Here is a 24,069-nt window from a genome sequence, read left to right as displayed (position 1 = left end):
CCGAGGAGTGCGGTCACAGCGACGGGCGGGGCACCCCGGCCACCGCCCTTTGGCGCGGTGCGTCACTGCCGGTCCAGCAGGAACCCCTCCGGGACAGCAGCCGGTTCAGCCAGATCTCCGTGGAGACGAGCTGGGCGAGGCCGTCGAGGGGCAGCGGCGCGCCGTTCGCCGCCTGGGTGAGGGCGTCCCTGACCACGCGGGCCTCGATCAGCCCGGCGTCCGCGAGCAGCGGCGTCTCGAAGATCTGGAACAGGTGCTCGACAGCGGTGCGCAGCCCGGCGCGCTGAGCGGTGGCGGTGGGGGCGTGGGTGGTGGCACCCCAGCCGTCGGGGAGGTTCCGGATGCCGGAGCCGGCCAACACCGCGCGGAGCACGGTGGCACGGGCGCCGGGCTGGACCCGCAGGGATTCGGGCAGGCTGTCGCAGGCCCGCACCACCTGGTTGTCCAGGAAGGGGGCGTGCAGCCGCTGCCCCTGCACTTCGGAGGCCTGTTCGAACACCCGGTGGTCGGCGGCCTGCCGGTGCAGGGCGGCACGGGCCCGACGGGCCCCGGGGCGCTCCACCGGGCCGGGTCTGCTGGCGGCGTCGTTGAGCCGCAGCGAGACCTCGGCCAGGGCCTCCCCGGTGAGCCAGCGCGCGGCCGGCCCCGGCCGGCACCAGCTCAACGCGTCCAGCGACGCCTCGAGGGCGGGGCCGTGTCGGGCGGGCGGCACGAAGCTGCGCTCCAGGAGCCTGGCGGCCACGTCCCGCACCCCCTTCTGGTAGGGGGTGCGGGCCAGCCGCCGGGCGGCCCGGTAGACGGAGAACGGGACCAGGGCGGTCCGGGCGGCGGCCCCGTCCGCGCGCGCCAGGGCGGTCGCCGGACGCAGCAGGTGCCGCCGGCGGCGGTCGAGCAGGAGGTCCGCGAGGCGGGCCGGGTGTCCGTCGAGGACCTGTCGGGCGCCGTGGCCGACGAGGTGGTCGGTGCCACCGGCGGCGAGGCGGCGGCGGCTGCGCCCGGTCGTCACCAGGGCCGGGCCCGGCTCGTCGGTGAGCGGCCCGTGGTCGAGGTCCACGTAGGGCAGGGCCTCGGCACCACCGGGGACCACTATGTGGCGCAGCCGGGGGTCGGACGCCATCCGCCGGGCCCGCTCCAGCTCCGCCTCGCGGCCCTCCACCGCGCCGGTGGACATGTCGTTGAACGTCACTGCGAGCAGGCGTTCGCCCGCCGCGGCGAGCGGCCCCGGGATGCCGGGGGCGCCTGGCAGGCCGGCGGCGAGCAGGGCCAGGGTTGCCGACGCGCTGCCGCCGGACAGGTCGGCGCCGACCCCCGGAGTGGGCCCGAGGTCCTGTCCCGGCACGACCCGGGGGGCGCTCAGCCGGGCCCGGACGGCGTCCACCAGGGCGTCACGGATCGCGCCGACGGCCTCCTCGGCGGTGCACGGGGTGGTGCCGCCGGCCAGTGAGGCGGCCGGTTCGTACGGGGTCACCTGGGGTTGGCCCTCGCGCAGCACCAGCGCGTGCCCCGGCGGCACCCGGCGCACGCCCACGTAGGGCGTCCCGTCGTCCAGTGCCTCCGGCGAGTCGGGACAGGCCAGTAGCGCCGCGAGGTGGGTGACGTCGAGACCGGCCTCGATGAGGTCCGCGAGCGGGAGGGCCGCCGTGGCGTACGCCGTCCCGTTCGCCCAGGGGGTGTGGAAGACGGGGCGCACGCCGGCGAGGTCGCCGAGGACGGTGATCCGACGGCCGACCTGGACGACGACGGTGTAACTCCCCGCCCACGTGGTGAGATGGCGCAGCGCGCCGCCCCGCGCGGTGTTCAGGGCGAGGCGCAGTTCGGCGTCGGTGGCCCGGCAGCGGCCGAGAACCGCCAGGCGTACGGGGGTGATTCGGCTGCCGTTGCGCGCGCCGGAGTGCGCGGTCTTGCGGGGCTCCGACTCGATCACCCGGACCTCGTCCGGCCGCCAGTCACCGACCGTCCACAGGGGGTCGGGAGGTTCCCACAGGAGATGAGCGCCGACCGGGTGCACCGAACGCCCGGGGATCGGTCCGAGGCTCAGCGGGCCTCCGCTCCACCCCACCAACCACCGCATGCCGCCTCCACAGGCTGTGGACAACTGGCTGTATTCGCCGGACGTGCTGGGCGTACTGCCAGTGACGTCACAGAACATGGTGCCAGAGGAGGTGGCCATGAGGCGGGAGTTGGGCTGACGGCGCGCAGGCCGAACCGGGGCCCGGCCCCAGGGGGGCGGCCCGAGGGTGACCGGATCTTCCGGGCCCGGTCACGGGGCCCCGGTACGTCGGTGACGTACCGTCACCCCGGCGCGAAGGTGGTGAACGGCGCCTGACTGGGCGCGCCGCGCGCCACTTTTACGCCGGGGACCGTTGTCAAGACGGTTCCGACCAGGTGAAATGTTGTCAGGTGTCTGCTGGCAGCAGTGCGACACCAGGTGGGGGTCACCATCCAGCGGTCCGGTCAGCCGGAGTCCTCGTCCGGCCTGTCTGACCAGGCCTTGCGGAATCCGTGGCGGGACAGGCTCCGGCGGTCCGGCGAACCGGACGGTCGGGGCTCGGGTCGGTCGGCGGTCTGATGGGTCGGCGGTCTGGTGGACGGGGCGTGTGGTGGACGGGGCGTGTGGTTCGGTCTGCCGGCCAAGCCCGCCGATGGGCGGGTTCGGCGAGGAGCGCAGTCGGACCACGCGGTCCGAGGGGCGTCCGCACGCCCCCCGGACCCTTCCCACCGCCCGCGGGGAATGTGGCGGCGGTATCCCCCGGCCCGCCGGGGTGCCGCTGTGTGTGGACCCGACGGCAGGCCGACCCACACCTACAGGTAAGCGCTCCCCACACCACACCACCAGAGCGCACACACAGGCGCACGAGCACATGACGGGAGCACGCGCATGCCGCCGGACAAGCACCGAGGCACAATATCTCGCCATACGGAACAGTGGCTCTTAACGGTCGCGACACGGCGAACTACGCTGGGTGGAACCCGAGCACGGCACATCGCGGCACCCAGGGCCCGCGTTCCCCAACACCCCCGCGACGTCCGCCCGCGGCCGGTGCCCTGGGGTCTCCGGGGCCGGGGCCGGCCGGGGTGGCCGCACGGGTGCCGAGGGGGTGGCAGGGCGATGGGGGAGCACGGTGGAACGGCGTTCCACGGTTGTGGCTCGAACGCGTGCGCTCTCGGCCTGGAGCGCCGGATGCGTTTCGAGGAGTCCGCATGAGCAAAGGAGCGCGTGGGCCGAACGAGAAACTCGGCACCCTGCTCGCCCTGGCCGGAATCAGCAATGCCGGGCTCGCCCGCAGGGTCAATGACCTCGGCGCACAGAGAGGACTGACCCTCCGTTACGACAAGACCTCGGTGGCCCGCTGGGTGACCAAGGGCATGGTCCCCCAGGGTGCCGCCCCGCACCTGATCGCCGCCGCCATCGGCGGCAAGCTGGGGCGCCCGGTGGCGCTGCACGAGATCGGCCTGGCGGACGCCGACCCGGCGCCCGAGGTGGGGCTGGCCTTCCCGCGCGGGGTGAACGACGCGGTGCGCAGCGCCACCGACCTGTGGCGGCTCGACCTCGCCGGACGACGGGACTTCCTCGCCGGCTCCTTCGCGGTCACCGCCTACGCGGTCCCCACGTCGCGCTGGCTGATCAGCCCGGCCGACGGTTCCGTGGCCCGCCCCGGAACGGACGCCCGGGGCCAGCGGGTGGGGCACAGCGACGTGCGCAAGCTGCGGGAGGCCGCTGACGACGCGCGCCGTTGGGACAGCAAGTACGGCGGCGGCGACTGGCGTTCCGGGATGGTCCCGGAGTGCCTGCGGGTGGAGGCCGCGCCCCTGCTCCAGGGCTCGTACAGCGACGAGGTGGGACGGTCGCTGTTCGGGGCGACCGCCGAGCTGACCCGCCTGGCCGGCTGGATGGCCTTCGACACCGGCCAGCAGGAGGCGGCCCAGCGCTACTACATCCAGGCGCTGCGGCTCGCCAGGGCCGCCGCCGACGTGCCGCTGGGCGGCTACGTGCTGGCGTCGATGAGCCTCCAGGCGACCTACCGCGGGTTCGCCGACGAGGGCGTCGATCTCGCGCAGGCCGCGGTGGAGCGGAACCGCGGCCTGGCCACCGCCCGCACCATGAGCTTCTTCCACCTGGTCGAGGCGAGGGCGCAGGCCAAGGCCGGTGACTCGGCGGCCTGCGGGGCGGCCCTCGCCCGCGCCGAGACGCACCTGGAGCGGGCCCGCGCCGGCGACCAGGACCCGCCGTGGCTGGGGTTCTACTCCTACGACCGGCTGGCCGCGGACGCCGCCGAGTGCTACCGGGACCTCGGCTCCCCGACACAGGTGCGGTGGTTCACCGAGAAGGCGTTGACCGGTCCCCGGGAGGAGTTCGTGCGTTCCCACGGGTTACGCCTGGTGGTCTCCGCGGTCGCCGAGCTGGAGTCGGGGAACCTCGACGCGGCGTGCGCCCAGGGCACCCGGGCGCTGGAGGTCGCGGGTCGGATCAGCTCGGTGCGGACCCAGGAGTACGTCAGGGACCTGCTCCACCGGATGGAGCCCTACCGCGACGAGCCCCGGGTGCGGGAGCTGCGCGAACGGGCCAGGCCGCTGTTGGCCGCGGCCCCCGCGTAGGCACGCTCACCACCGACGCTCACCGCCGGTCGTCCGGGTGCCGTCGCCGGCCCGCTGTCAGTGCCGCGGGCCACGATGGTAGGCGTGGCCGCGACCCCGTGGTGGGCGAAGGAGAGGAGTGCCGGTGGGCAACGGCTATGACGTGCTGGTGGTCGGAGGGGGCATCGTCGGCCTGTCCACCGCCCACGCGCTGACCCGGGCCGCCCCCGGCACCAGGGTGGCCGTGTTGGAGAAGGAGTCCTCGTGCGGCCGGCACCAGACCGGCCGCAACAGCGGGGTGATCCACAGCGGGGTGTACTACCGCCCCGGATCACTCAAGGCGCGGATGGCGGTCCGGGGCGCCGCCCAGATGGTGGAGTTCTGCGCCGAACACGGCATCCCGCACGCGGTCACCGGCAAGCTGATCGTGGCCACCGAGCGGTCCGAGCTGCCCAGGTTGCACGCCCTGGCCCAGCGCGGCCGGGAGAACGGGCTCCGGGTGCGGGAGCTCGGCCCGGCCCAGATCACCGAGCGGGAACCGCACGTGCGGGGGGTCGCCGCGCTCTGGGTGGAGTCCACCGGCGTGTGCGACTTCGGCGCGGTGGCCGACACCCTGGCGCGCCTGGCGGTGGAGGGCGGGGCGGTGTTGCGCACCAGCACCGAGGTGCGGGGGATCGTCCGGCGGAGCGGTGAGGTGGTGGTCCGCACCACGACCGGTGAGGTGCGCGGCCGGGCCCTGGTGAACTGCGCGGGCCTGCACTGCGACCGGGTGGCGCGGATGGCCGGGGACGACCCGGGGATGCGGGTGGTGCCGTTCCGCGGGGAGTACTACGCGCTGGCCGCGCCCCGCCGGCACCTGGTCCGCGGCCTGGTGTACCCGGTGCCCGACCCGGCGTTCCCCTTCCTCGGCGTGCACCTGACCCGTGACGTGCACGGCGGGGTGCACGTCGGTCCCAACGCGGTGCCGGCGCTGGCCCGCGAGGGGTACACCTGGCTTCGGGCCAGCCCCAGGGACCTCGCCGACCTGGTGGCGTTCCCCGGCACCTGGCGGATCGCCCGCAGGCACTGGCGCCGGGAGGCGGGTGAGCTGTACCGGTCGTTGTCCCGCCGCGCGTTCGTCGCCGCGGCGCGCCGGCTGCTGCCCGAGCTCGGGCCCGGGGACCTGCGCCCGGCCCCCGCCGGGGTACGGGCGCAGGGGGTGCTGCCGGACGGGACGCTGGTGGACGACTTCCGGTTCGCCGGCAGCGGGCCGGTGGTGCACGTGCTCAACGCCCCCTCCCCAGCGGCGACCGCGTCCCTGCCGATCGGTGAGGAGGTGGCCCGACGCGTCCTGGCGGCCCTGCGGTGACCACGTAGACTCGGGGCATCGTGTCCACCGTGTCCCACACCTCACCGCCACCCGCTGCCGCCCTGCCCGAGCAGCGCGTCCGCAGCTTCCACCCGCGCCGGGGCCGGATCACCGCGTCCCAGGCCGACGCCCACCAACGCCTGTGGCCCCGGTACGGCCTGAAGGTGGACGGGCGGCCCCTCGACCTCGGGGAGCTTTTCGGGTACCCGGAGCGACCGGTGGTCCTGGAGATCGGCTTCGGGATGGGTGAGGCGACGGCGGCGATGGCCGAGGCCGACCCCGGCACCGGCGTGCTCGGCTGTGACGTGCACACCCCCGGCCAGGGGAACCTGCTCCGCCTCGTGGAACGGGCGGGTCTGGAGAACGTCCGGATAGCCGACGGCGACGCGGTGGTGCTGCTGCGCGACATGCTGCCGCCCGGCCGCCTCGCCGGGCTGCGGGTCTTCTTCCCCGACCCGTGGCCGAAGAAGCGGCACCACAAGCGCCGGTTGATCCAACCGGAGTTCCTGCGGCTCGCCGTCTCCCGGCTGGCTCCGGGTGCCGTGGTGCACTGCGCCACCGACTGGGAGCCCTACGCCGAGCAGATGCTGCAGGTGCTCGACGCCGAACCAGAGCTGGAGAACCGGTACGACGGCTTCGCGCCCCGTCCGGCGTCGCGTCCGTTGACCAAGTTCGAGCGGCAGGGCCTCAACCGGGGCCACGTGGTGCGCGACCTGGTCTTCGAACGGCGCTGACCGGGCCGCCCCGTCGACACCGTGATGTTTCGCCGCCCCCGCCGGTTGCCGCCGCCGAGCCCGGCCGTGCGGGTCGGCGGGATCACCGTGCTGCTGGTGTCCTGCGGCCTGACCGTGCTCGAGCTGCTGCGGCGGACGGTGGGCACCGAGGGTTTCCTCGTCGGCGTGGCGTTGTCGGCGCTGCCTGTGCCGCTGCTGGTGGCGGCCTTCTGGTGGGTGGGCCGGGTACACCCGCAACCGCGCCGGAACCTGCTGTTCGCCTTCGGCTGGGGTTCCTGCGCGGCCACCCTGATCGCTGTCCTCACCAACGAACGGGTGGGCGACTGGCTGACGTCGGTGGACCCCGGCGACTCGGAACGCCTGACCCTCACGGTGGTGGCGCCGGTGGTGGAGGAGACCACCAAGGGGCTCGCGGTGCTGCTGGTGTTCGCGTTCCGCCGGTCCGGGGTCAGGGGCGTCGTTGACGGGGTGGTGATCGCCGGGCTGACCGCGACGGGTTTCGCGTTCACCGAGAACATCCTCTACCTCGGGAAGGCGTTCGGGGAGGACCGGGCGGAAGGCAGCGAGGCGCTGGACGGCGCCACCGCAGCCACCTTCCTCATGCGGGCGGTGGTGTCCCCGTTCGCCCACCCGCTGTTCACCGCGATGGCCGGACTCGGGTTCGCACTGGCGTGTACGGGTCGGCGGCGGTCGCGGCGGGTGCTGGCCCCGGCCGGCGGTCTGCTGACGGCGATGACCCTGCACGGGGCGTGGAACGGCGCCTCCATGTTGGGTCCGCTCGGCTTCCTGCTGGTCTACGTGGCGTTCATGGTGCCGGTCTTCGGGTTGATGGTCTGGCTCGCGGTGCGCGCCCGCGGGGACCAGTTGCGGACGGTCGCCCGGCAGCTACCGGCGTACGCGGTGACGGGCTGGATGGCCCCGGCCGTGCCGAGCGCGCTGTCCTCGATGGCCACCCGGCGGGTGGCCATCGACCTGGCCAGGGCTGCGGGCGGCGAAGCCGCTGTCCGGGACGCGCGGGAGTACCAGGAGGTCGCCACGGCACTGGCCCTGCTGCGGGCCGGGGCGGAACACCGCGGTGCGGCTCCGGACTTCACCGTCCGGGAAGGGGAGCTGCTGCGTCGGCTCTGGCGGTGCCGAGCGATCGCCCAACCGACGTTGGCCCAGGCGGCGCTGCTCACCCAACGGCCCGTCCGGGTGCCACCGGGCTGGGCCGCCCGCCCGGGGTGGGTGGCGCACCCCGGGCGGGCCACACCCGGCTGGCCGGCTACGGGACGGCCGCCGGCGTCGACCGCCGCGGCGTCGAGCGGCCCGGGGGTTCCGCCGGGCGGTGGGAGACCGTCCTGGCCGGTGATCCCGCGCTGGTGACGCGCGGGGTCGGGTGGGGGGACCGGCGGCCCTGATGTCGGGGGGGAGTCACCAGGACCGCCGGGGTCTGGGGATCAGTAGGTGACGCCCTTTTCGTTCAGCCAGGCGGCGGGATCGACCGGGGAGCCCCCGATGCGGACCTCGAAGTGGAGGTGGGGACCGGTGACGTTACCGGTGGCGCCCACCCGGCCGATGGTGTCACCGACGTTCACCGTGCCCGAGGTCACCGTGATGGACGAGAGGTGGCAGTACCAGGTCTCGGTGCCGTCGGCGTGGGTGATGACGATCCGGTAGCCGTAGGAGCCGGCCCAGCCCGCGGAGGTGATCTCTCCGTCGGCCACCGCGCGGACCGCGGTGCCGGAGGGGGCGGCGAAGTCGAGGCCGGTGTGGTCGGCCGACCAGTAGTCGCCGGCCTGCCCGTAGGTGGCGCTGATGGTGTAGTTCGTGGTGGGCGTCACGTAGTCCGGCTGGGCCGCGGCGCGGGCCGCCGCCTCGGCGGCCTCCCGCTCCTGTTCGGCCTTCTCCGCCGCGGCCTTCTCCGCGGCTGCCTTTTCCGCCGCGGCCTTCTCCGCTGCTGCCTTCTCGGCCGCGGCCTCCCGCACCTTGCGCGCCGCCGCTTCCTTGGCGGCGGCCTCGGCGGCGGTCTTCTCGGCCGCGGCCCGGTCCGCGTCCACGGCTGAGGCCTGCTGCTGCTCGGCCTGCGCCAGTATCCGGGCCCGGAGCTGCTCGCCCGGGTCCGTGGCCTGGGCGGAGACCACGGTGTCGCTGACCGCCGAGTCGTCCACGTCGGAAGCGGCGTCGTCCTCGATGGCGTCGGTGACCGCGTCCGGGAGGTCGGCGGCGACGGAGGAGGGGAGGTCCTGCGGGACGGAGATCGGCACCGGGTTCTTGCCCTGGGCCGTGGCCACCCCACCGACGCCCATCGCGGCCACGGTCGCCACCCCGAGCACCGTCGAACCCCGGGAGATCATGCGCTGCTTGGGGAGCCGGTGCCGTCCCCGGATCGGAGCCAGGTCCTCCTCGGTCGGGTTCCAGGCGGGCACGGTGGAACTCGGGGCAGGCTGGTTCGACGCCACGACCGGCGCACTCCTTTCCTTCCCTCTCGCCGACCGGGTTAGCTGACGGGTTCGGAGCAGGAAGGTCTCCTACGGGCCTGACGGCCCGATGCACCCCAGGTCCCCGCGTAGAACGCGGGGTGGTGGTTCCCCGGCTCCCGGGCACCCGGCGGGGTGCTCCGGAATTAAGCGATGGCGCACGGTGCCGTTGGCAACGGCATTACCGACCGCGCTGCGTTATCAGACGTTAATAGAACGGCCACTCAGTTTCCAAGTGGATCGACGGATTGACCCAAGGAACATTGGGAACAATCGGGCTTTGAGGGATGATCCTTCGAGGATGAGAGCCAAACCCGTTGCGAAAGCCGCCGGATGGCTACTCGAATGAGTACGGAACCGGGGGCAGTCCATAACCCACCGTGAGCACCCTGCCGGGGACGAGGGCGGGGTGAGCATCGGCGAGGCCCCACGGGGCGTCGGCTCCGTCGGGGGAGCACGGCCCCTGGCACTGGCCCCTTGGCGGGCCCGGCCTGACGGGGGGCCGAACCGGGGTCCGCGCCCGCCGGAACGCCAAGGACGGAGCCGCGGGGCGGGTTGCGGCTCCGTCCGGTCGGAATGGCGACTCGATGCCCGCTCAGCGGAGCTTGTTCACCGCGATCGTGGTCGTCTTCTTGAAGTCAGCGACCTGGGCGTGCTGGAAGTTGCCCATCTGCCCCCACCTCACCACGGTCACGTCCCGACCGTCACGGCCCACGCCGAACATGTTGATGTCCGACGGGCCGGAGGGGTGCGAGGTGTGGATGCCGTAGACGTTGGCACCCTCCTCGACGTCCAGCGTCCCGTAGTACCTCAGGGTGGCCGTGCCACCGGTCTCCTTGGCGTAGTTGGCCGCGCAGACCCGCACCGCCAGGCGAAGCTTGGCGGCGAGCTCCTTCGCCTTGGCCTCGCTGGACGCGGTCACCGTGTACTGGCCGCCCGTGGTGTCGAACTCGGTCCAGTAGTTGCGGTACAGCGTCGATGACGGGAGCGTCTTGGCCACGCAGAACGGCGGCGGGTCGGGCAGACCCCTGGCCACCGAGCTGGCGTACCAGGCGGAGGCCGGGTGCGGCGGCATCTGGGTCGGCGACAGGAACCGCGGCGCGGTGGTGGTCGTGGTGCTGACGGACGCGGTGGTCGAGGCCGGAGCGGCGGTGGCCGGGGTGATCGTGCCGACCGCCATGGTCAGGCCGGCGACCGCCGCGGCCAGCCCCGCTGCGCGGGCGGCACGGCTGGTGGGCAGGCTCATAGGTGTTCCCCCCTGTGGGTGGCCTATCGGAAATGGGTGCGCGGTCGCCGAGCGACCGCGGTTGGCGCCGCGCCGCCTCCGTTCCCCCAAACACCGAGCGGCGGCGCGACAGGACCAGCTTGGAGGGCGCATCCCACCTGTCACAACGTCAACCGGGCCCGGTCCACCCATGGAACCGTTCCACCCCTTCTGACGTGCACGAACGTAGAGGTCTGGAATGCTGGAACGGGACGAGTCCGAGGGTGGTACACGACCGGACGGCTCTGGGGCGGGACACCGGACGACCGGGACGACACAGGGAGCACGGAACGTACATGGGTGCCGCGAGAGAAACCGAGGTGCTGGAGCTCGCCGCGAGGCTGCAGGGGCTGAAGGAGCAGTCCGGGCGCAGCTACGGGGCGCTGGCACGCCGGCTCGGAATGGGCCAGTCCACCCTGCACCGCTACTGCTCGGGGGCGACGGTGCCGGTGGAGTTCGCACCGCTGGAACGGTTCGCCCGGCTCTGCGGCGCGAAGCCGGAGGAACTGGTCGCCCTGCACCGGCTGTGGAACGCGGCCGACGCCGCCCGGAACCAGCGGGTCTCCCCGACGTCCACGACCACCGCCACGGTCCCCGGGACGAACGGCCGCGGCGCTGGCGCTCCGGAGCCGAGGGAGCAGGAGCCGCACGAACAGGAGCCGAGGGAGCAGGAACCAGAGGAGCAGGAACCGGAGGAGCAGGAGGAACCGCGGGCCGAGGGGCAACGGGCCGGGGAGCAGGCGCCGGCGGGACCGGGTGGGCTGCCTCGGGGTTCCCGGGCCCCGGAAACAGACCCGGAGCGGGAGCCGGAGCCGGAGCCGGCGGGCGAACGCCCGGAGGAACGGGTTCTGTTGGGCCCGGTGCCGGGGGAACGCGCCGCCTCCGCTCCCCCGGCCCGTCGCCGGCCGTCCTGGCGGTCCCGCCGCGGCCGGATGCTGCTGGGGGCGGCGGCCACCGCGGCTGTCGCGCTGACCACCCTGGTCGCCCTGGACGCCGCTCCCCGTGACACCGACGTCCCCCGTTCGAGCCGGACCGTCGTCCCCGAGCAGAGCGCGTCGGCCGCCCCGTCCGCCAGGAAGCCCCCCCGGCCCAGCGCCAGCCGCTCCCCCGCGTCAAGGACCAGCGAGCGGCACAGGGAGGCGAACGGCAAGGTCGAGGAGCCGGTGCGCACCCCGACCACCACGCGGGGCAACCCGCCGCGGGTGGAGACCCCCAAGGCCCCCGCGACACCGATCACCTGGACGGTCCGGTCGCACCGGTGGCAGAACGCCTGCGACCACGCATACCTGGTGGACCGGCCCGCCGAGCAGGTCCCGCCGCCGCCGGTCGAGCAGGACGCCCAGGGGTGGGCGGACGCCCTGGGCGCGGTGCACGGACGTGACACCTGGGTCGAGATCTCCGTCCAGGGCACCTCGGGGACCGCGGTGGTGTTGGAGGCCCTGCGGGTGCGGGTGGTGGAGCGGCGGGAGCCGGTGAGGTCCGACGTGTACCTGATGAGCTCCGGCTGTGGCGGCGCGCTGACCCCGCGCGTGTTCGACGTGGACCTGGACATGCCCCGTCCCGTCGCCCACTCCGTGGCGGGTTACGACGGCGAGAGGGAACTGCCCGCGGTGTCGCTCCCCTACCGGGTGTCGGACCGGGACCCGGAGGTGCTCCTCGTGTCCGGGCGCACGGTCAACTGTGACTGTTCCTGGTACCTGGAGCTGGACTGGAGCAGCGGGGGCCGCTCGGGGACGGTGCGGATCGACGACCGCGGGAAGCCGTTCCGCACCAGTGGGATCGCCGGCCGGCCGACCCACGAGTACAACTACGTGGAGGGGCGCTGGATGTCGCCGTGATCGGGGTCCGTGCGCACCGGGGGCATGCCGGCGGGTTCCCTCCTCCCCCGGAGCTTGACCTCAAGCAAACTTGAGGTCACATGCTGGTGGCACTGCCGAGCCCGCCCGCAAGGGCCAACTGGGAGGTCACCCATGCCCATCGAGACATCACCCGCACCCCTGCGCCTCGCCGTGATCGTGGGGAGCACCCGGGAGAACCGCTTCGCGCCGACCGTCGCCGACTGGTTCACGGCGCGGGCCGAGCAGCACGACGGCTTCGACCTCGACGTCCTCGACCTGGCGGAGCTCGCCCTGCCGGCCTCGTTGCTCGCCAACCCCGTGGTGGACGGCGAGTGGGTGTCCCCCGCGCTCGGTGAGCTCACCGAGCGGATCGACGCGGCGGACGTCTTCGTGGTGATCACTCCGGAGTACAACCACGGGTACCCGGCGTCGCTGAAGCACGCCATCGACTCGGTCGGTCAGCAGTGGAGGGCCAAGGCGCTGGGCTTCGTCTCCTACGGGGGCGTCTCCGGGGGGCTGCGCTCGGTGGAACAGCTCCGCCAGGTCTTCGCCGAGCTGCACGTGGTCACCGTCCGGGACAGCGTCAGCATCGCCGGGGCGTGGCGCCAGTTCGACGCCGACGGCGCCCCCGTCAACCCCGAGCAGCTCAACGCCGCGGCCAAGGTCATGCTGGACCAGCTCGTCTGGTGGGGCCGTACGCTCCGGGAGGGCCGCGCCGCCCGGCCCTACCGGGGCTGAGGTCTCCCCGCCCGCGGCATGTCACCGCCGCCACCGCGCCTTGGCGACCCCTGCTCACCTGCGTGTCCGGCCGTGCTCCAGCACCGTCTGAAAGGTTTCTGCACCCAGCCGTCACGGACGCAGGTGTCCAAAGGAAGCGCAGATGTCCCCACCGGGCCCACGGATAGCCCTCGTCACCGGAGCCACCACCGGGGTCGGCCTCGCCGTGACCAGGCGCCTCGCCGAACTGGGGAACCGGGTGTTCGTCTGCGCCCCGGTCTCCGAGGCGCTCCACGCGACCGTCCGCCGGTTACGCGCGGATGGTCTGGACGTGGACGGCACGCCCTGTGACGTCCGCGATCCGGGGGAGGTCAGGGCCCTCGTCCGGGCCGCGGTGCGCCGCTACGGACCGGTGGACATCCTGGTGACCACCGCGGCGCGGGTCGGTGGGGGCACCACCGTGGAGCTGTCCCTCGAGCAGTGGCGGGAGGTGGTGGAGACCAACCTCACCAGTGTGTTCCTGATGTCCCAGGAGGTGTTGACCACGGGAGGGATGCGCGACCGGGCCAACGGCCGGATCATCAACGTCACCTCGACCGCCGACGAACGGGGCGTGCCGCCCGGCACCCCCTACTCGGTCACCCGGCACGGCGTGGTCGGCCTCACCAGGGCGCTCGCGAGCGAGCTGGGCGCGAGCGGGATCACGGTGAACGCCGTCTGTCCCGGTTACCTCCCCCCGCCACCGCCGCGGCCCGCCGCCTCCGGCCACCCTCGGGCCTGGTCGTTCCACCCCGACGACCTGCCGGAACACCGTTCCAGCCGAGGCACGGAAGGCCGTTACAGCACCCCCGAGGAGGTGGCGGGGATGGTCGCCTACCTCGCCTCCGACCTCGCCTCGGGGATCACCGCGCAGGCGGTCAACGTCTCCGGTCAGGTGGGCTGACCCCGTCGTCGCCGCGGTGCCCCCTTCGGGCACCGCGCTCCGGGGCGGGCACGCCGGTCAGGCCGGACGGCCGGTGGTACGGGTGAGCGCACCACCGGCCGTCCGAGGTGTCCTGTTCAGCGGAAGTGGCACCACGGCACGTGGTCGAGGTTCTTCACCCAGCGGGCGGAGACCCACCCGTGGTGGTGGTGGTGGTGACGGTGGTGCTTGTGGGCCAGCTTGTACCAACGGTTGTTGCCGTCCACGTTCTCGCCGATCACCTTGCACTTCAGCTTGACGATGGCCCCGGAGGGGATCACGTCGAGGATCTCGGAGTGGGTGTTGGGTTCGCTGCGCACGTTCACGCCGATGCGGGAGACGACCTTCCCCAGCGCGAAGTGGTGGTGGTGGTGGTCCCCGGCCGGGGTCGTGGCCTGGGACGAAACGGACGCGGGTTGGGTCTCCGGCTGGGCAGCCGCCGTCGAGGGGGTGACGGCAAGCGCACCCAGGGCGAGCGCGCCGAGGCTGACAGCGGCGGAGGTCTTGAAGGTTCTGACTGCGGACATCTGCAACCGACTCCCTGAAGTGGGCTAAGGGGGTGAACGCGACGGGGCCCGAACCCACGTCTGCGCGCCTCACACTCCCCGATCCACGCCGCGAGATCCGCGCGCCATGCCAGACCTTCCCGCCAAAGAAGTAGTATTTAGCTCCTATTGGCCGACAAAGTGACCATTCTCCCGACTCTCCCACCCACAGCGCTCCGCCAGCTCTCCCGCGGTGATGAACGCGGTGTGGGTGCCCACCCCCGTGCAGGCGTGCGCGCCTGCGGCCAGCCCCGCCCGTACGCACTCCTCGACCCGCCGGCCGGCGAGACGGGCGTGCAGGAACCCCGAGACGAAGGCGTCGCCGGCCCCGTTGCTGTCCACCACCGGACGCGGCGGGCGCACCGCGGGGAAGTGCCGCACCCCGCCGCCCCGCCCGGCCGCCCGGTGCTCGTCCCGGGTGAGCAGGTAGCACCCGTCGGCACCTGCCATCACCACCACCACCTCGGCGCGCCCCTCGCTGAGGATGCCCCGCATCACCTCCTCCCGACGCTCCCTGACGGCCGCGTCGCTGAGGAACACCAGGTCGGAGGCGAGGGCGTAGAAGCGGTGGTACGGGTTGTGGCCGTCCCAGTCGTGCAGGTCGGTGGAGCTGGGCCGCCCCAGGCTCTCGATGTCCGGGTAGAGGTCCCGGTTGTGGTTGACGATCGACAGGTGGACGTGCCGGGCGCGCTCCAGGTACGGCAGGTAGAACGACCGCGGCAGCCGCAGCTCGGCCGGGTGCCGCCCGTCGTAGAACGAGAACCGGCGGCCCTGCGGGTCCACCAGGTTCACTCCGCGCGGCGTGCCCGCGGGCGAGACCAGGTGGGAGAAGTCCAGGCCGGCCCGGGCGAACTCGTCCAGGACCAGGCGCCCCTGCGCGTCGTCCCCGAGGAAGTCCAGGAACTTCACGCGCAGCCCCAGGGCGTGGCAGCTCAGCGCCACCCCGCTCCCGGTGTGTCCCAGGTAGTCGTGGACCGGGGGAACGCCCACCGAGTCCCCCTCCGGGACCCGCAGCGCGTCGACCCGCACGATGGTGTCCACTCCGGCACCGCCCACCACCAGGACGTCGTACTCGTCCAGGACGTCGTGATCAGCCACCACGGGCTCCCCTCCGGCTGCGTTCCGTCTTGCCTCTGGTGCGACCACCCTACGGAGACCGTCCTCGCCCGCCGCCCCGGTCCCCGCGCGGCTCCGGACGGAGGGTGGCGGGCGTGGGGGCCGTACCCGACGGGTGTGACGCTTCTCGGCCCCCGTGCGCTCTGTGGGGCACGGGGCCAAGGGCAGCCCCGGAAGGGAGCAGATCCGGTGCAGTCTTCGTTGACGTCACTGAAGTACCCGCTGGTGGCGGCGAACGGTCCGAGGTTCGCCGCCGACATCGTCTCCGTGGTGCGCGAGGGGGCCCGGATACGCCTGGACTACTCGGTGCGGAGCCTCGCCGTCGTGGACCGGCTCATCCAGGGCATCCGCAGCGAGGCGCCGCCGGTCGAGGCGGTCACCGAGACCCTGCTCGGCTTCGGCGCCTACGCCGGGGAGGTGCTGGTCCGCCACGCGGACGCCAGTTGGGTGGACTTCGACGAGACCCAACGGGAGTGGTTCGGCCACCCGTTCGGGGTGCGGACACCGGACGGGCGGGCGTGGAACCCGCTGGGACGGGCGGTCCGGTGTTTCGAGAACGGCATCGACGATTCGGTACAACTGCTCTACGTGGCCGTGGTCGTGGCAGATCCACGGGACATCTGATGTTGAAACCGCAACCATGCCAGGATGCCTGGCATGCAGCAGGAGGAGGCGGCCGTCCAGCCGGGGCAGGAGGCAGCCGGGCCGCGGGACCTGAGCACCGCCTTGAGGGACGCGGTACGGGGTGACGAGGAATCGTTCCGGGTCCTGTACCGTGCGCTCACCCCAGAACTCACCCGATATGCCCGGGTCGTTGTGGGGGACGACGCCGAGGACGTGGTGTCCGAGACCTGGCTGCAACTCGCCCGGGACCTGCCACGGTTCCGCGGCGACGCAGGGCGCTTCCGGACCTTCGCCCTGGTGGTCGCGCGCAACCGGGCCAGGGACCTGCTGCGCCGCAAGGGGGCCAGGGTGAAGGAGGTGGCGGTCCCGGCCGAGCAGTTCCCCGAGCCCCGGTCGGGTGGCGGCGTGGACGCGGCGGAAGAGGTGCTGGAGGCGTTGTCCACCGAGCGGGCCATCGCCTTCATCGCGACGCTGCCCCCGGCCCAGGCCGAGGCCGTGATGCTGCGGATCGTGCTGGGGATGGACACCGCCGACACCAGCGCGGTGCTGGGGCGGCGGCAGGGCGCGGTGCGGATGGCGGTGTCCCGCGGGCTCCGACAACTGGCACGGACGCTGGAGCAGCGTCAACGACCTGGCGGGACCGGTCGGGACGTTCAGGAGTGAGAGACAAGATGGACGCCGAGAACTTCGACGGCGCGGCCCTGCGACGGCTCGCCGGGGACGACCCGGCTGACCGGATGAGCGACCGGACCGCCGGCGAGCTGGCACAGGTGCTGGCCGCCGCGGCCGGTCCGTGCGGGGCCGATCCCGAGGGGGAGGAGCAGGCGGTCGCGATGTTCCACGCCGCGCGGGTGAAGGGCGCTACACGTCGGCGTCGCGCCCGGCCCGTGCCACCCCTGCGCTGGTGGGTGCGGCGTCTGGGTGCGGCCCCGTCCACCGCCGTGGCCGTGGTGGCGAGCGTGGTCCTCGGCAGCGGCATCGCCCTGGCCGGCGTGGGCGTCCCCCTGTTGCCGCCCGACCAGGAGCACCCCCCGCAGCAACCCGGGTCGGTGCGGTCCACTCCGGCACCCCCGCCCTCCCCCACGGACCCGCCCTCCGACACCAGGCGCTCGGGGGAGCCACCCCCGGGCTCCGCGACCGGCTCGCCGTCGTCCTCCGACGGCGAGCGCCGGGCCCGGGAGGAAGCCGCCGTCGAGGACGGCGGCCCGGAGGGCGGCGGGACCGGAGCCACCGACGTCCCGCAGCCGCCTCCCCGGGAGGCCGCGACCCAGGACCCCACCCACCAGGAGGGGGGCTCCCGTGACCACGAGGACCAGGACGAGAACCAGGACGAGAACCGGACGGGGGGGAGCCCCGACACCTCGGAGCTGCCGCGCCCCGGCTCCTCCACCAGGGACAGGACCGGCGACCGGGACGAGGTGCAGTACCCCGAGCGCTCCGCTGACACCAGTGGCGACGACGAGCAGGCCGCCGACTCCACGGCGGCGTACCCGCAGGGTGCGAGGACGACGGCTCCGGACGACGACGGCGGGTGGGACGACGGCGGGTGGGACGACGGGGGGACCGGGCGTCACCGGGACCGCCGGTGAGCTCGCAGGACGGCGCCGATCCGGTGGACACGGACCGTGCACGGAGCGGACCGGGTCGCGGAGCCCGGCCAGCCGACCCATCCTGGGGAGGGGGTACCGACACACCGAGGAACGACGCACCCGAGGAACGGCCAGGAGCAACGCCATGACTGCACAGGTGCCCGACGAGCTGTGGCAGGAGTTCCACACCATCGTCAACATGACCTCGCGCGAACTGGAGGACTGGCTCCGCACCCGGTCAGCGGGCGAGGACACCGAGGAGCTTCCGGACCAGATCGAGCCCCCCACCGGGCAGCAGGTGGTGGAGATCCTCGGCAAACGGCGGCGCGACCTGACCCCGCGCGACGCACGGACGATGCAACACGTGATCGACAGTGTGCACCGGCAGGCCAACCTGGAGGCCGAACCCAAGGCCGGCGACGCCGAGTGGCGGCACCAGTTGATGGACCTGGGGCACGACCCGCTCAAGCCGACCCGCCCCGGCGAGTGACCGACCGGTCACCGCTGGGGCCCACGCGCCCACCGCTGTTTCCCTCCCTGCCGAACGGGCACTCGATCGTCCGCATGGACGTCCGAGTCAGGAGGCGAGCACATGAAGGCCGTCGTCTGGCACGCCATAGGGGACATCCGCCTCGATGACGTGCCCCAACCGAAGATCCAGGACCGGTACGACGCCATCGTGCGGGTCACCACGTCGGCGATCTGCGGAACGGACCTGCACTTCGTCCGGGGCACCATGACCGGGATGCAGCCGGGCCGCATCCTCGGGCACGAGGCCGTGGGCGTCGTCGAGGAGGTCGCGGGGTCCGTGCGCAACCTCCAGCCGGGGGACCGCGTGGTGGTGCCCTCCACCGTCGCGTGTGGGGTGTGCAGCTACTGCCGGGCCGGCTACCACGCGCAGTGCGACAACGCCAACCCCAACGGCCGGCTCGCCGGCACCACCTACTTCGGCGGTCCCGAGTCAGCCGGCGGCCTGGACGGGCTCCAGGCCGAGTACGCCCGGGTGCCGTTCGCCCACGCCGGCCTGGTGCCCCTGCCCGAGTCGGTGGACGACGCCCAGGCGATCATGCTGTCCGACATCTACCCCACGGCCTGGTTCGGGACGAAGCTCGCCGAGGTCAGCACCGGGGACACGGTGGTGGTGCTGGGCGCGGGGCCGGTCGGTCAGGCAGCCATCGGCTGCCTGCGGCTGCACGGCGCCGGCCGGATCATCGTGGTGGACGGCGTCCACGACCGGCTGGAGCTCGCCCGCCGCCAGCACGCGGAGCCCATCGACTTCAACGCCGAGGACCCGGTGGAGGCGGTCCTGGAGCTGACCGGCGGCATCGGGGCGGACCGGGTGATCGACGCCGTGGGCGTGGACGCCCAACGCCCGGCCAGGGGGCCTGCCCGGGACGCCCTCGCCAGCCAGGAGGGCGAGTTCGCGCACGAGGCCGAGGAGGTCGCTCCGGTGCACCACCCGGACAGCTTCGGCACCTGGACGCCAGGGGACGCCCCGTCGCTGGCCGCGCGCTGGGCGGTGGAGATGGCCGCCAAGGCGGGCACCATCGGGGTCATCGGGCTGTATCCGCCGCAGGTGCAGCACTATCCCTTCGGCGCGGCGTTCATGAAGAACCTCACCCTGAAGATGGGCAACTGCCACCACCGCCACTACCTGCCGCACCTGGTCTCGCTGGTGGCGTCCGGCGCGCTGGACCCGAGCCCGTTGGTCACCCACTGGTCGTTCACCGAGGACGCGATCGACGCCTACGGCTCCTTCGACCGCAGGGAGACCGGCTGGACCAAGGTGGCGCTGGGCATGGGCGGCGAGGGCGGCGTGGAACCGGGCCTCGGCGACGTGGCCGGCACCGGGACCGGGACCACGGCGGGTTCGCCGGAGACCCTCTCCGGGTGAGGGACGCCCCGGGGCCGCGCCGGTGGGCGGTCACCGGCACGGCCCCACGGCACGGTGGAACGGTCGAGGACGGGTCGGGGGCAGCCAGGGGGCCGGTGCCACGGCGTCGCCGGTGACGGGGACCGTCCGTTAGTCTCCGCACATGGTCGGACGTGAGGGGCGGGTCACCGGAACGGTGGGGCCCGGCCTGGTGGGAGAGGTCATGGTCTCGGTGCGCGGGGGTGCGGAGGCGTTCCTGGCCCACCCGGTGTCCCCGGAGGAGACCATCGAGGTGGGCACGGTGATCGTGGTGGTGGAGTACCAGCCGCCGCGCACCGTCTACGTGGCGCGGGCCCTGGGCAGTTGATCCCGTTGAGGCGGGTGCCACGGACGCAAACCCCCGGCGCGGTAAGGGTTCGGCGATAGGGCTGTAGCAGGTCCGTCACAGGATCTCCGCACCCCGGCCGATCCGGCCCCCGCGGGCGGAGACTCCCCAGCAAAGACCGCGCGGCCGTGCCCGCAGCGCACGGCGCGCCCGAGGGGGGAGCCTTACGTGGTCATCGCTGTGCTGGGGGGCGGCCTCGCCGCCCTGCTGTTCTTACTGCTTCTGTTCAAGGTGATGTGGCGGGTCGCCGAGCCCAACGAGGCCCTGATCATCTCCGGGGCGCGGCGCGGTACCGATGGCCTCAAGGAAGGGATGAACTTCCGCATCGTCACCGGCCGGGGCACCCTGGTGCTTCCCTTCGCCCGCACCGTGCGCAAGCTCTCGCTGGACCTCAACGAAGCGTCCCTGTCCGTGGACTGCGTCACCTACCAGGGCATCCCGGTGAAGGTCCGCGGCGTGGTCATCTTCAAGGTGGGCGACGACTACGTCTCCATCGCCAACGCCGCCCGGCGCTTCCTCGGCCAGCAGAAGCACATGGCCGAGCGGGTGCACAACGTGTTCTCCGGGCACCTGCGCTCCATCGTCGGCGGACTGACCGTGGAGGACATGATCAGGGACCGGGAGAAGCTGACCGGGCAGACCCGGGTCGCCTCCGGCACCGAGATGGAGAAACTCGGTCTGATCATCGACTCGCTGCAGATCCAGGAGATCGACGACCCCACGGGTTACATCAAGAACCTCGCCGCCCCCCACACCGCCGTGGTGCAGCGGGACGCCCGCATCGCCCAGGCCGAGGCGGACCGGCTGGCGACCGAGGCCGAGCAGAAGGCCGCCGCCCGCAAGGCCGAGGCGACCAGGGACAGCGTGATCCTCCAGGCCGGCTTCCAGGCCGAACGGGACCGGGCCAGGGCCCAGGCCGAGCAGTCGGGCCCGCTGGCCCAGGCGCAGGCCCGACAGGAAGTGGTGGTCCAGAAGACCCGGGTCGCCGAACTCGAGGCGCAGCGCCGGGAACAGCAGCTCCAGGCGGACGTCCGCAAGCCGGCGGACGCGGCGGCCTACAAGAAGCGCACCCTGGGCGAAGCCGAACGCGACGTCCAGATCGCCGCGGCCCAGGCCAGGGCCCGGGAGAAGGAACTCTGGGCCACGGCCGAGGCGATGTCCACCAGGGCCACCGGCGAGGCAGAGGCGGACGCGATCAAGGCGCGGGGCCTGGCGGCGGCGGAGGCGGTGCGGGCCAAGGGGCTCGCCGAGGCGGAAACGATCAAGGCCAGGGCCGCAGCGCTGGCCGAGAACCAGGAGGCGGTCATCGCCCAGCAGCTCGCCGAACGCTGGCCGGAGATCGCCGCGGCCGGCGCCCAGGCGTTCGGCAACGTGGACCAGATGGTGATGCTCAACGGCGGTGACGGCATGGCGGAGATGTTCGCCAAGGCGCTCACCATGGGCGGCGCCGGTCTCGGCCTGGCCAGGCAGCTCCTGAGCAACATGGACCCCGGTGCCGCCGGCGGCGCGACGGCCGGAGGCCAGGGCGGTGCGGAGCCGCCGGACACCGCGGCGGTGCCGGACGGACGGCCGTCGGCCACCGGCTGACCCCCCGTCGGCACAACGGTTCGGCCCGGGCACCACCGGGCCGAACCGTTGTCCAACCAGAGTTGTCCGACCAAAGTCGCACCCCCGCATACCTTCGGGGGACGCCTGCACCGGGACGCACCCGTACCGTCGTGGTCATGTTGGGAACCCGTCAGGCCCAGGGAGCCTCCTCGATGAACTCCACGCCGTCCACTGGTGAGACGGTGGTCGCCGAGCCCGGTCTGCTGCTCATGTGGATCGGTTTCCCGTTGCTGGGAGCGGGGGCGGGGTGGTTGCTCCAGGCCGTGGCCGGCTGGGTGGCGTCGATCCCCTTCGTGCCGTTCAGGGGTCCGCTGCGGTTCATCGACTCCCTCTCCGACCACGAGCCGGCCGCCACCCTGGTCTCCCTGGCGGTCGGTCTGCTGGTGGGCCTGGTCATCGCTGCGGGGGGAGCTCACGAACACCTCACGGTCACCGTCTCCGACAAGGGCGTGGCCCTGCGGCGGGGCGGGAAGACCCGGCGGTTCGAACGGGACGCGGTCAGCGGCGCCTTCCTGGACGACAGTTACCTGGTCCTGCTCGACCGGGACACCGGTGAGCTGGTCAGGCAGTCCACCCACCTTCACGCCGACCCCCTGCGCAGCGCCTTCCTCGCCCACGACCTCCCCTGGACCGACGACGACCCGCACCGGGAGCGGTACCGGCGGTGGGTGGAGGGCCTCCCCGAGCTCTCCGGGACGCTGGACGCCCTGTTCCGGGCCCGGGACCGGGCGTTGGAACGGGGGGACGAGGACGACGCCGAGCAGTTGCGCGGCGAGCTGGCCAGGCTGGGCATCGTGGTCCGGGCCAAGGGCAGCCCGCAGTTCTGGCGTCAGACCCGACCCGCGGCCGACGGCCCAGGGACCGGTGACCGCGGCTGATCAGTCGGTGCCGGGGCCGCCCTCCGGGCCCGGCACCAGCGACACCAGGGCCTCGACCTGGTCGAGCCCGCTCTCGACGACCACGCTCCGCAGCGTCTGGCCCTCCCGCACGGTGCCGAACCGCACCTGGTCCGCCGTCCCCCCGCCGGCCGTGGTGAAGCCGTACACCGGCGGTCTGGCCAGGCTGTTGTAGGTGAACGGCGTGGACATGTAGTACGCGCCGGTGTCCAGGAGCACCACCAGGTCCCCCGGTTCGAGCTCCGGCAGTTCGCGTCCCCTGGCCACCAGGTCACCGGCGAAACAGCAGGGCCCGGCGACGTCCTGGACCACGTCGGGGGCGGTCTTCTCCCGGCCCCTGGGGTCGAACGCCCCGATCCGCAGCGGCCACGCCTCGGGCATGAACACCGTGCGGGTGGCGACCTGTGCCCCGGCGTGGGTCACCGCGATGCGCCGCCCGCCCGACTCCTTGGTGTACTCCACGACCGACACCAGGAAGCCGTTCTTGGCGAGCAGGGCCCGGCCGAACTCGGTGACCAGCGCGTACGCGCCGGTGAACAGTCCCGGGACGGCCCGCCGCAGGTGCTGGACGTACTCGGCGAAGGTGGGGGTGACCTCGTCGTCGGCGAAGTTGACGGGGAGCCCGCCGCCGATGTCCAGGCTGGTGACCTGGCGCCGCCCCAGTTCCGCGTTGATCCGTTCGGCCAGGTCGTACGTCTCCTTCAGGCCCGCCGCGATCAGCTCGAGCGGGCAGCCCTGCGAGCCGACGTGGGCGTGCAGCCGGGTCAGCCAGGGACGCGTGGCGAACGCCCGCACGACCTGCTCGACCGCTCCCGGGTCATGGAGGGCGACGCCGAACTTCGCGTGCGCGGTTGCGGTGCTCATCGCGCCGATGGCCCCCGCCCCCACCTGCGGGTTGACCCGGAGGCCGAGGGTCGAGCGGGGGGTGGCGCCGTCGAGCAGCACATCGATCCGGTGCAGTTCCTCGAGGCTGTCCGCGTTGACCGCGACACCGAGGTCCAGGGCGTGCGCCAGCTCGTTCCAGGTCTTGGCCGGGGAGTCCAGCACGATGCGCCCGGGCGGCACCCCGGCCGCCAGCGCCTGCGCCAACTCCCCCGGGCTCGCGACCTCGCACCCCATCCCCCGTTCCGCGAGCAGCCGCAGCACCGGAACCAGCGACCCGGCCTTCACCGCGAAGGTGTGCAGCACCTCCGGCACGTCGGCGAACGCGGCCTGTAGGTCCGCGACGGAACGCCGGATGCCGTCCGCGTCCAGGAACCCGGCGAGGGGGGCCCGCGGCCCGACCAGCCCGGCGCTGACCGCCCCGCGCACCACCGCTTCCCGTCTGCGTGCCATCGTCGTCGGTGCCACGTCCCCGTCCTCTCCGTGACCCCCGGGGGTCACCCCACGCCGCCCGGCCCGCGCTGCTCCTCGTTCACCGTTCCCTCCCGGCCCAGGAAAACGCCTCCCGGTGGACCGCTGATGGACCGACCGGCCCACCCGTGCCGCGACCTGGGACGCGCCCCAGCTCGGACAGGGGGGGTAGGTACACCCCCGT

The 24,069-nt window shown here is 73.3% G+C and carries 21 protein-coding genes and 1 riboswitch; of the genes, 15 read left to right on the top strand and 6 right to left on the bottom strand.

Annotation, left to right across the window (positions count from 1 at the left end):
- Window positions 1–13 precede the first annotated feature (13 nt).
- Window positions 14–2,071: an asparagine synthase-related protein gene (locus tag A3IG_RS0124945; RefSeq protein WP_018386319.1), complete on the bottom strand. Its 2,058-nt coding sequence runs from the start codon at window positions 2,069–2,071 to the stop codon at window positions 14–16.
- Window positions 2,072–3,201: 1,130 nt separating this feature from the next.
- On the opposite strand from A3IG_RS0124945, the gene A3IG_RS0124940 reads away from it, so the two are divergent.
- The 4 genes from A3IG_RS0124940 (at window position 3,202) to A3IG_RS0124925 (ending at window position 8,022) form a co-directional block, all read left to right on the top strand.
- The gene (locus tag A3IG_RS0124940) at window positions 3,202–4,596 is read left to right on the top strand and encodes a hypothetical protein (protein ID WP_018386318.1); all 1,395 of its coding nucleotides are present in this window, start codon (window positions 3,202–3,204) and stop codon (window positions 4,594–4,596) included.
- 118 nt (window positions 4,597–4,714) lie between these two features.
- Window positions 4,715–5,923 (top strand): L-2-hydroxyglutarate oxidase, encoded by a 1,209-nt coding sequence (gene lhgO, locus A3IG_RS0124935; protein ID WP_018386317.1) that lies wholly within the window; start codon window positions 4,715–4,717, stop codon window positions 5,921–5,923.
- A 20-nt stretch (window positions 5,924–5,943) separates the two neighbouring features.
- A complete protein-coding gene (trmB, locus tag A3IG_RS0124930; RefSeq protein WP_018386316.1) occupies window positions 5,944–6,657 on the top strand; it encodes a tRNA (guanosine(46)-N7)-methyltransferase TrmB in 714 nt (237 codons plus the stop codon).
- Window positions 6,658–6,681: 24 nt separating this feature from the next.
- On the top strand, window positions 6,682–8,022 hold the full coding sequence (locus A3IG_RS0124925) for a PrsW family intramembrane metalloprotease (RefSeq protein WP_104530849.1): 1,341 nt from the start codon (window positions 6,682–6,684) through the stop codon (window positions 8,020–8,022).
- 74 nt (window positions 8,023–8,096) lie between these two features.
- Here the strand turns inward: A3IG_RS0124925 and A3IG_RS35910 are convergent, their stop codons facing one another.
- Both A3IG_RS35910 and A3IG_RS0124915 read right to left on the bottom strand, forming a co-directional pair.
- Window positions 8,097–9,098, bottom strand: a complete 1,002-nt coding sequence (locus tag A3IG_RS35910; protein WP_018386314.1) for a M23 family metallopeptidase — start codon at window positions 9,096–9,098, stop codon at window positions 8,097–8,099.
- A gap of 12 nt (window positions 9,099–9,110) precedes the next feature.
- Window positions 9,111–9,279, bottom strand: a riboswitch (cyclic di-AMP (ydaO/yuaA leader).
- A gap of 432 nt (window positions 9,280–9,711) precedes the next feature.
- Complete coding sequence (locus A3IG_RS0124915; RefSeq protein ID WP_018386313.1) at window positions 9,712–10,362, bottom strand: hypothetical protein; 651 nt, start codon at window positions 10,360–10,362, stop codon at window positions 9,712–9,714.
- 314 nt (window positions 10,363–10,676) lie between these two features.
- Between A3IG_RS0124915 and A3IG_RS35785 the strand changes: the two genes are divergently transcribed.
- The 3 genes from A3IG_RS35785 (at window position 10,677) to A3IG_RS0124900 (ending at window position 13,878) form a co-directional block, all read left to right on the top strand.
- Window positions 10,677–12,218, top strand: a complete 1,542-nt coding sequence (locus tag A3IG_RS35785; RefSeq protein ID WP_018386312.1) for a helix-turn-helix domain-containing protein — start codon at window positions 10,677–10,679, stop codon at window positions 12,216–12,218.
- Between the two features lie 132 nt (window positions 12,219–12,350).
- On the top strand, window positions 12,351–12,956 hold the full coding sequence (locus A3IG_RS0124905) for an NADPH-dependent FMN reductase (RefSeq protein ID WP_018386311.1): 606 nt from the start codon (window positions 12,351–12,353) through the stop codon (window positions 12,954–12,956).
- A gap of 142 nt (window positions 12,957–13,098) precedes the next feature.
- Window positions 13,099–13,878, top strand: a complete 780-nt coding sequence (locus tag A3IG_RS0124900; protein ID WP_018386310.1) for an SDR family NAD(P)-dependent oxidoreductase — start codon at window positions 13,099–13,101, stop codon at window positions 13,876–13,878.
- Between the two features lie 116 nt (window positions 13,879–13,994).
- Here the strand turns inward: A3IG_RS0124900 and A3IG_RS0124895 are convergent, their stop codons facing one another.
- Both A3IG_RS0124895 and A3IG_RS0124890 read right to left on the bottom strand, forming a co-directional pair.
- Window positions 13,995–14,423 (bottom strand): SH3 domain-containing protein, encoded by a 429-nt coding sequence (locus A3IG_RS0124895; RefSeq protein WP_018386309.1) that lies wholly within the window; start codon window positions 14,421–14,423, stop codon window positions 13,995–13,997.
- Window positions 14,424–14,567: 144 nt separating this feature from the next.
- Window positions 14,568–15,542 (bottom strand): carbohydrate kinase family protein, encoded by a 975-nt coding sequence (locus A3IG_RS0124890; protein WP_018386308.1) that lies wholly within the window; start codon window positions 15,540–15,542, stop codon window positions 14,568–14,570.
- Between the two features lie 204 nt (window positions 15,543–15,746).
- Here A3IG_RS0124890 and A3IG_RS0124885 point away from each other — a divergent pair, with 204 nt between their 5' ends.
- The 8 genes from A3IG_RS0124885 (at window position 15,747) to A3IG_RS0124850 (ending at window position 22,514) form a co-directional block, all read left to right on the top strand.
- Entirely contained in the window at window positions 15,747–16,181 is a 435-nt protein-coding gene (locus tag A3IG_RS0124885; RefSeq protein ID WP_079032606.1) for a hypothetical protein, read from the top strand.
- Window positions 16,182–16,205: 24 nt separating this feature from the next.
- Window positions 16,206–16,844: an RNA polymerase sigma factor gene (locus A3IG_RS31185; protein ID WP_104530848.1), complete on the top strand. Its 639-nt coding sequence runs from the start codon at window positions 16,206–16,208 to the stop codon at window positions 16,842–16,844.
- An 8-nt stretch (window positions 16,845–16,852) separates the two neighbouring features.
- Window positions 16,853–17,770, top strand: coding sequence for a hypothetical protein (locus A3IG_RS35780; RefSeq protein WP_020557897.1), 918 nt, complete (start codon window positions 16,853–16,855; stop codon window positions 17,768–17,770).
- 145 nt (window positions 17,771–17,915) lie between these two features.
- Window positions 17,916–18,260, top strand: a complete 345-nt coding sequence (locus tag A3IG_RS0124870; RefSeq protein ID WP_018386305.1) for a DUF3140 domain-containing protein — start codon at window positions 17,916–17,918, stop codon at window positions 18,258–18,260.
- Window positions 18,261–18,362: 102 nt separating this feature from the next.
- Entirely contained in the window at window positions 18,363–19,664 is a 1,302-nt protein-coding gene (locus A3IG_RS0124865; RefSeq protein ID WP_018386304.1) for an alcohol dehydrogenase catalytic domain-containing protein, read from the top strand.
- A gap of 142 nt (window positions 19,665–19,806) precedes the next feature.
- A complete protein-coding gene (locus A3IG_RS0124860) occupies window positions 19,807–20,010 on the top strand; it encodes a hypothetical protein (RefSeq protein WP_018386303.1) in 204 nt (67 codons plus the stop codon).
- Window positions 20,011–20,196: 186 nt separating this feature from the next.
- Window positions 20,197–21,615 (top strand): flotillin family protein, encoded by a 1,419-nt coding sequence (locus A3IG_RS0124855; protein ID WP_018386302.1) that lies wholly within the window; start codon window positions 20,197–20,199, stop codon window positions 21,613–21,615.
- A 137-nt stretch (window positions 21,616–21,752) separates the two neighbouring features.
- Window positions 21,753–22,514 carry a YqeB family protein gene (locus A3IG_RS0124850; protein WP_201787508.1) on the top strand — a complete coding sequence of 254 codons (762 nt, stop codon included), beginning with the start codon at window positions 21,753–21,755 and terminating at the stop codon, window positions 22,512–22,514.
- Here the strand turns inward: A3IG_RS0124850 and A3IG_RS31180 are convergent, their stop codons facing one another.
- On the bottom strand, window positions 22,515–23,867 hold the full coding sequence (locus A3IG_RS31180) for a type III PLP-dependent enzyme domain-containing protein (protein ID WP_051087628.1): 1,353 nt from the start codon (window positions 23,865–23,867) through the stop codon (window positions 22,515–22,517).
- Window positions 23,868–24,069 lie beyond the last annotated feature (202 nt).

This window comes from Wenjunlia vitaminophila DSM 41686 (genome assembly GCF_000380165.1).
Lineage (GTDB): Bacteria > Actinomycetota > Actinomycetes > Streptomycetales > Streptomycetaceae > Wenjunlia > Wenjunlia vitaminophila.
This window is presented reverse-complemented; position numbering and strand designations above follow the sequence as displayed.

Excerpts from the sequence above, each read along its gene's own strand:
- A3IG_RS0124945 (WP_018386319.1), bottom strand. The coding sequence starts at position 2,071 with ATGCGGTGGTTGGTGGGGTGGAGCGGAGGCCCGCTGAGCCTCGGACCG.
- A3IG_RS0124940 (WP_018386318.1), top strand. The coding sequence starts at position 3,202 with ATGAGCAAAGGAGCGCGTGGGCCGAACGAGAAACTCGGCACCCTGCTC.
- A3IG_RS0124925 (WP_104530849.1), top strand. The coding sequence starts at position 6,682 with ATGTTTCGCCGCCCCCGCCGGTTGCCGCCGCCGAGCCCGGCCGTGCGG.
- A3IG_RS0124915 (WP_018386313.1), bottom strand. The coding sequence starts at position 10,362 with ATGAGCCTGCCCACCAGCCGTGCCGCCCGCGCAGCGGGGCTGGCCGCG.
- A3IG_RS35785 (WP_018386312.1), top strand. The coding sequence starts at position 10,677 with ATGGGTGCCGCGAGAGAAACCGAGGTGCTGGAGCTCGCCGCGAGGCTG.
- A3IG_RS0124905 (WP_018386311.1), top strand. The coding sequence starts at position 12,351 with ATGCCCATCGAGACATCACCCGCACCCCTGCGCCTCGCCGTGATCGTG.
- A3IG_RS0124900 (WP_018386310.1), top strand. The coding sequence starts at position 13,099 with ATGTCCCCACCGGGCCCACGGATAGCCCTCGTCACCGGAGCCACCACC.
- A3IG_RS0124895 (WP_018386309.1), bottom strand. The coding sequence starts at position 14,423 with ATGTCCGCAGTCAGAACCTTCAAGACCTCCGCCGCTGTCAGCCTCGGC.
- A3IG_RS31185 (WP_104530848.1), top strand. The coding sequence starts at position 16,206 with ATGCCTGGCATGCAGCAGGAGGAGGCGGCCGTCCAGCCGGGGCAGGAG.
- A3IG_RS35780 (WP_020557897.1), top strand. The coding sequence starts at position 16,853 with ATGGACGCCGAGAACTTCGACGGCGCGGCCCTGCGACGGCTCGCCGGG.
- A3IG_RS0124870 (WP_018386305.1), top strand. The coding sequence starts at position 17,916 with ATGACTGCACAGGTGCCCGACGAGCTGTGGCAGGAGTTCCACACCATC.
- A3IG_RS0124865 (WP_018386304.1), top strand. The coding sequence starts at position 18,363 with ATGAAGGCCGTCGTCTGGCACGCCATAGGGGACATCCGCCTCGATGAC.
- A3IG_RS0124860 (WP_018386303.1), top strand. The coding sequence starts at position 19,807 with ATGGTCGGACGTGAGGGGCGGGTCACCGGAACGGTGGGGCCCGGCCTG.
- A3IG_RS0124850 (WP_201787508.1), top strand. The coding sequence starts at position 21,753 with ATGTTGGGAACCCGTCAGGCCCAGGGAGCCTCCTCGATGAACTCCACG.
- A3IG_RS31180 (WP_051087628.1), bottom strand. The coding sequence starts at position 23,867 with ATGGCACGCAGACGGGAAGCGGTGGTGCGCGGGGCGGTCAGCGCCGGG.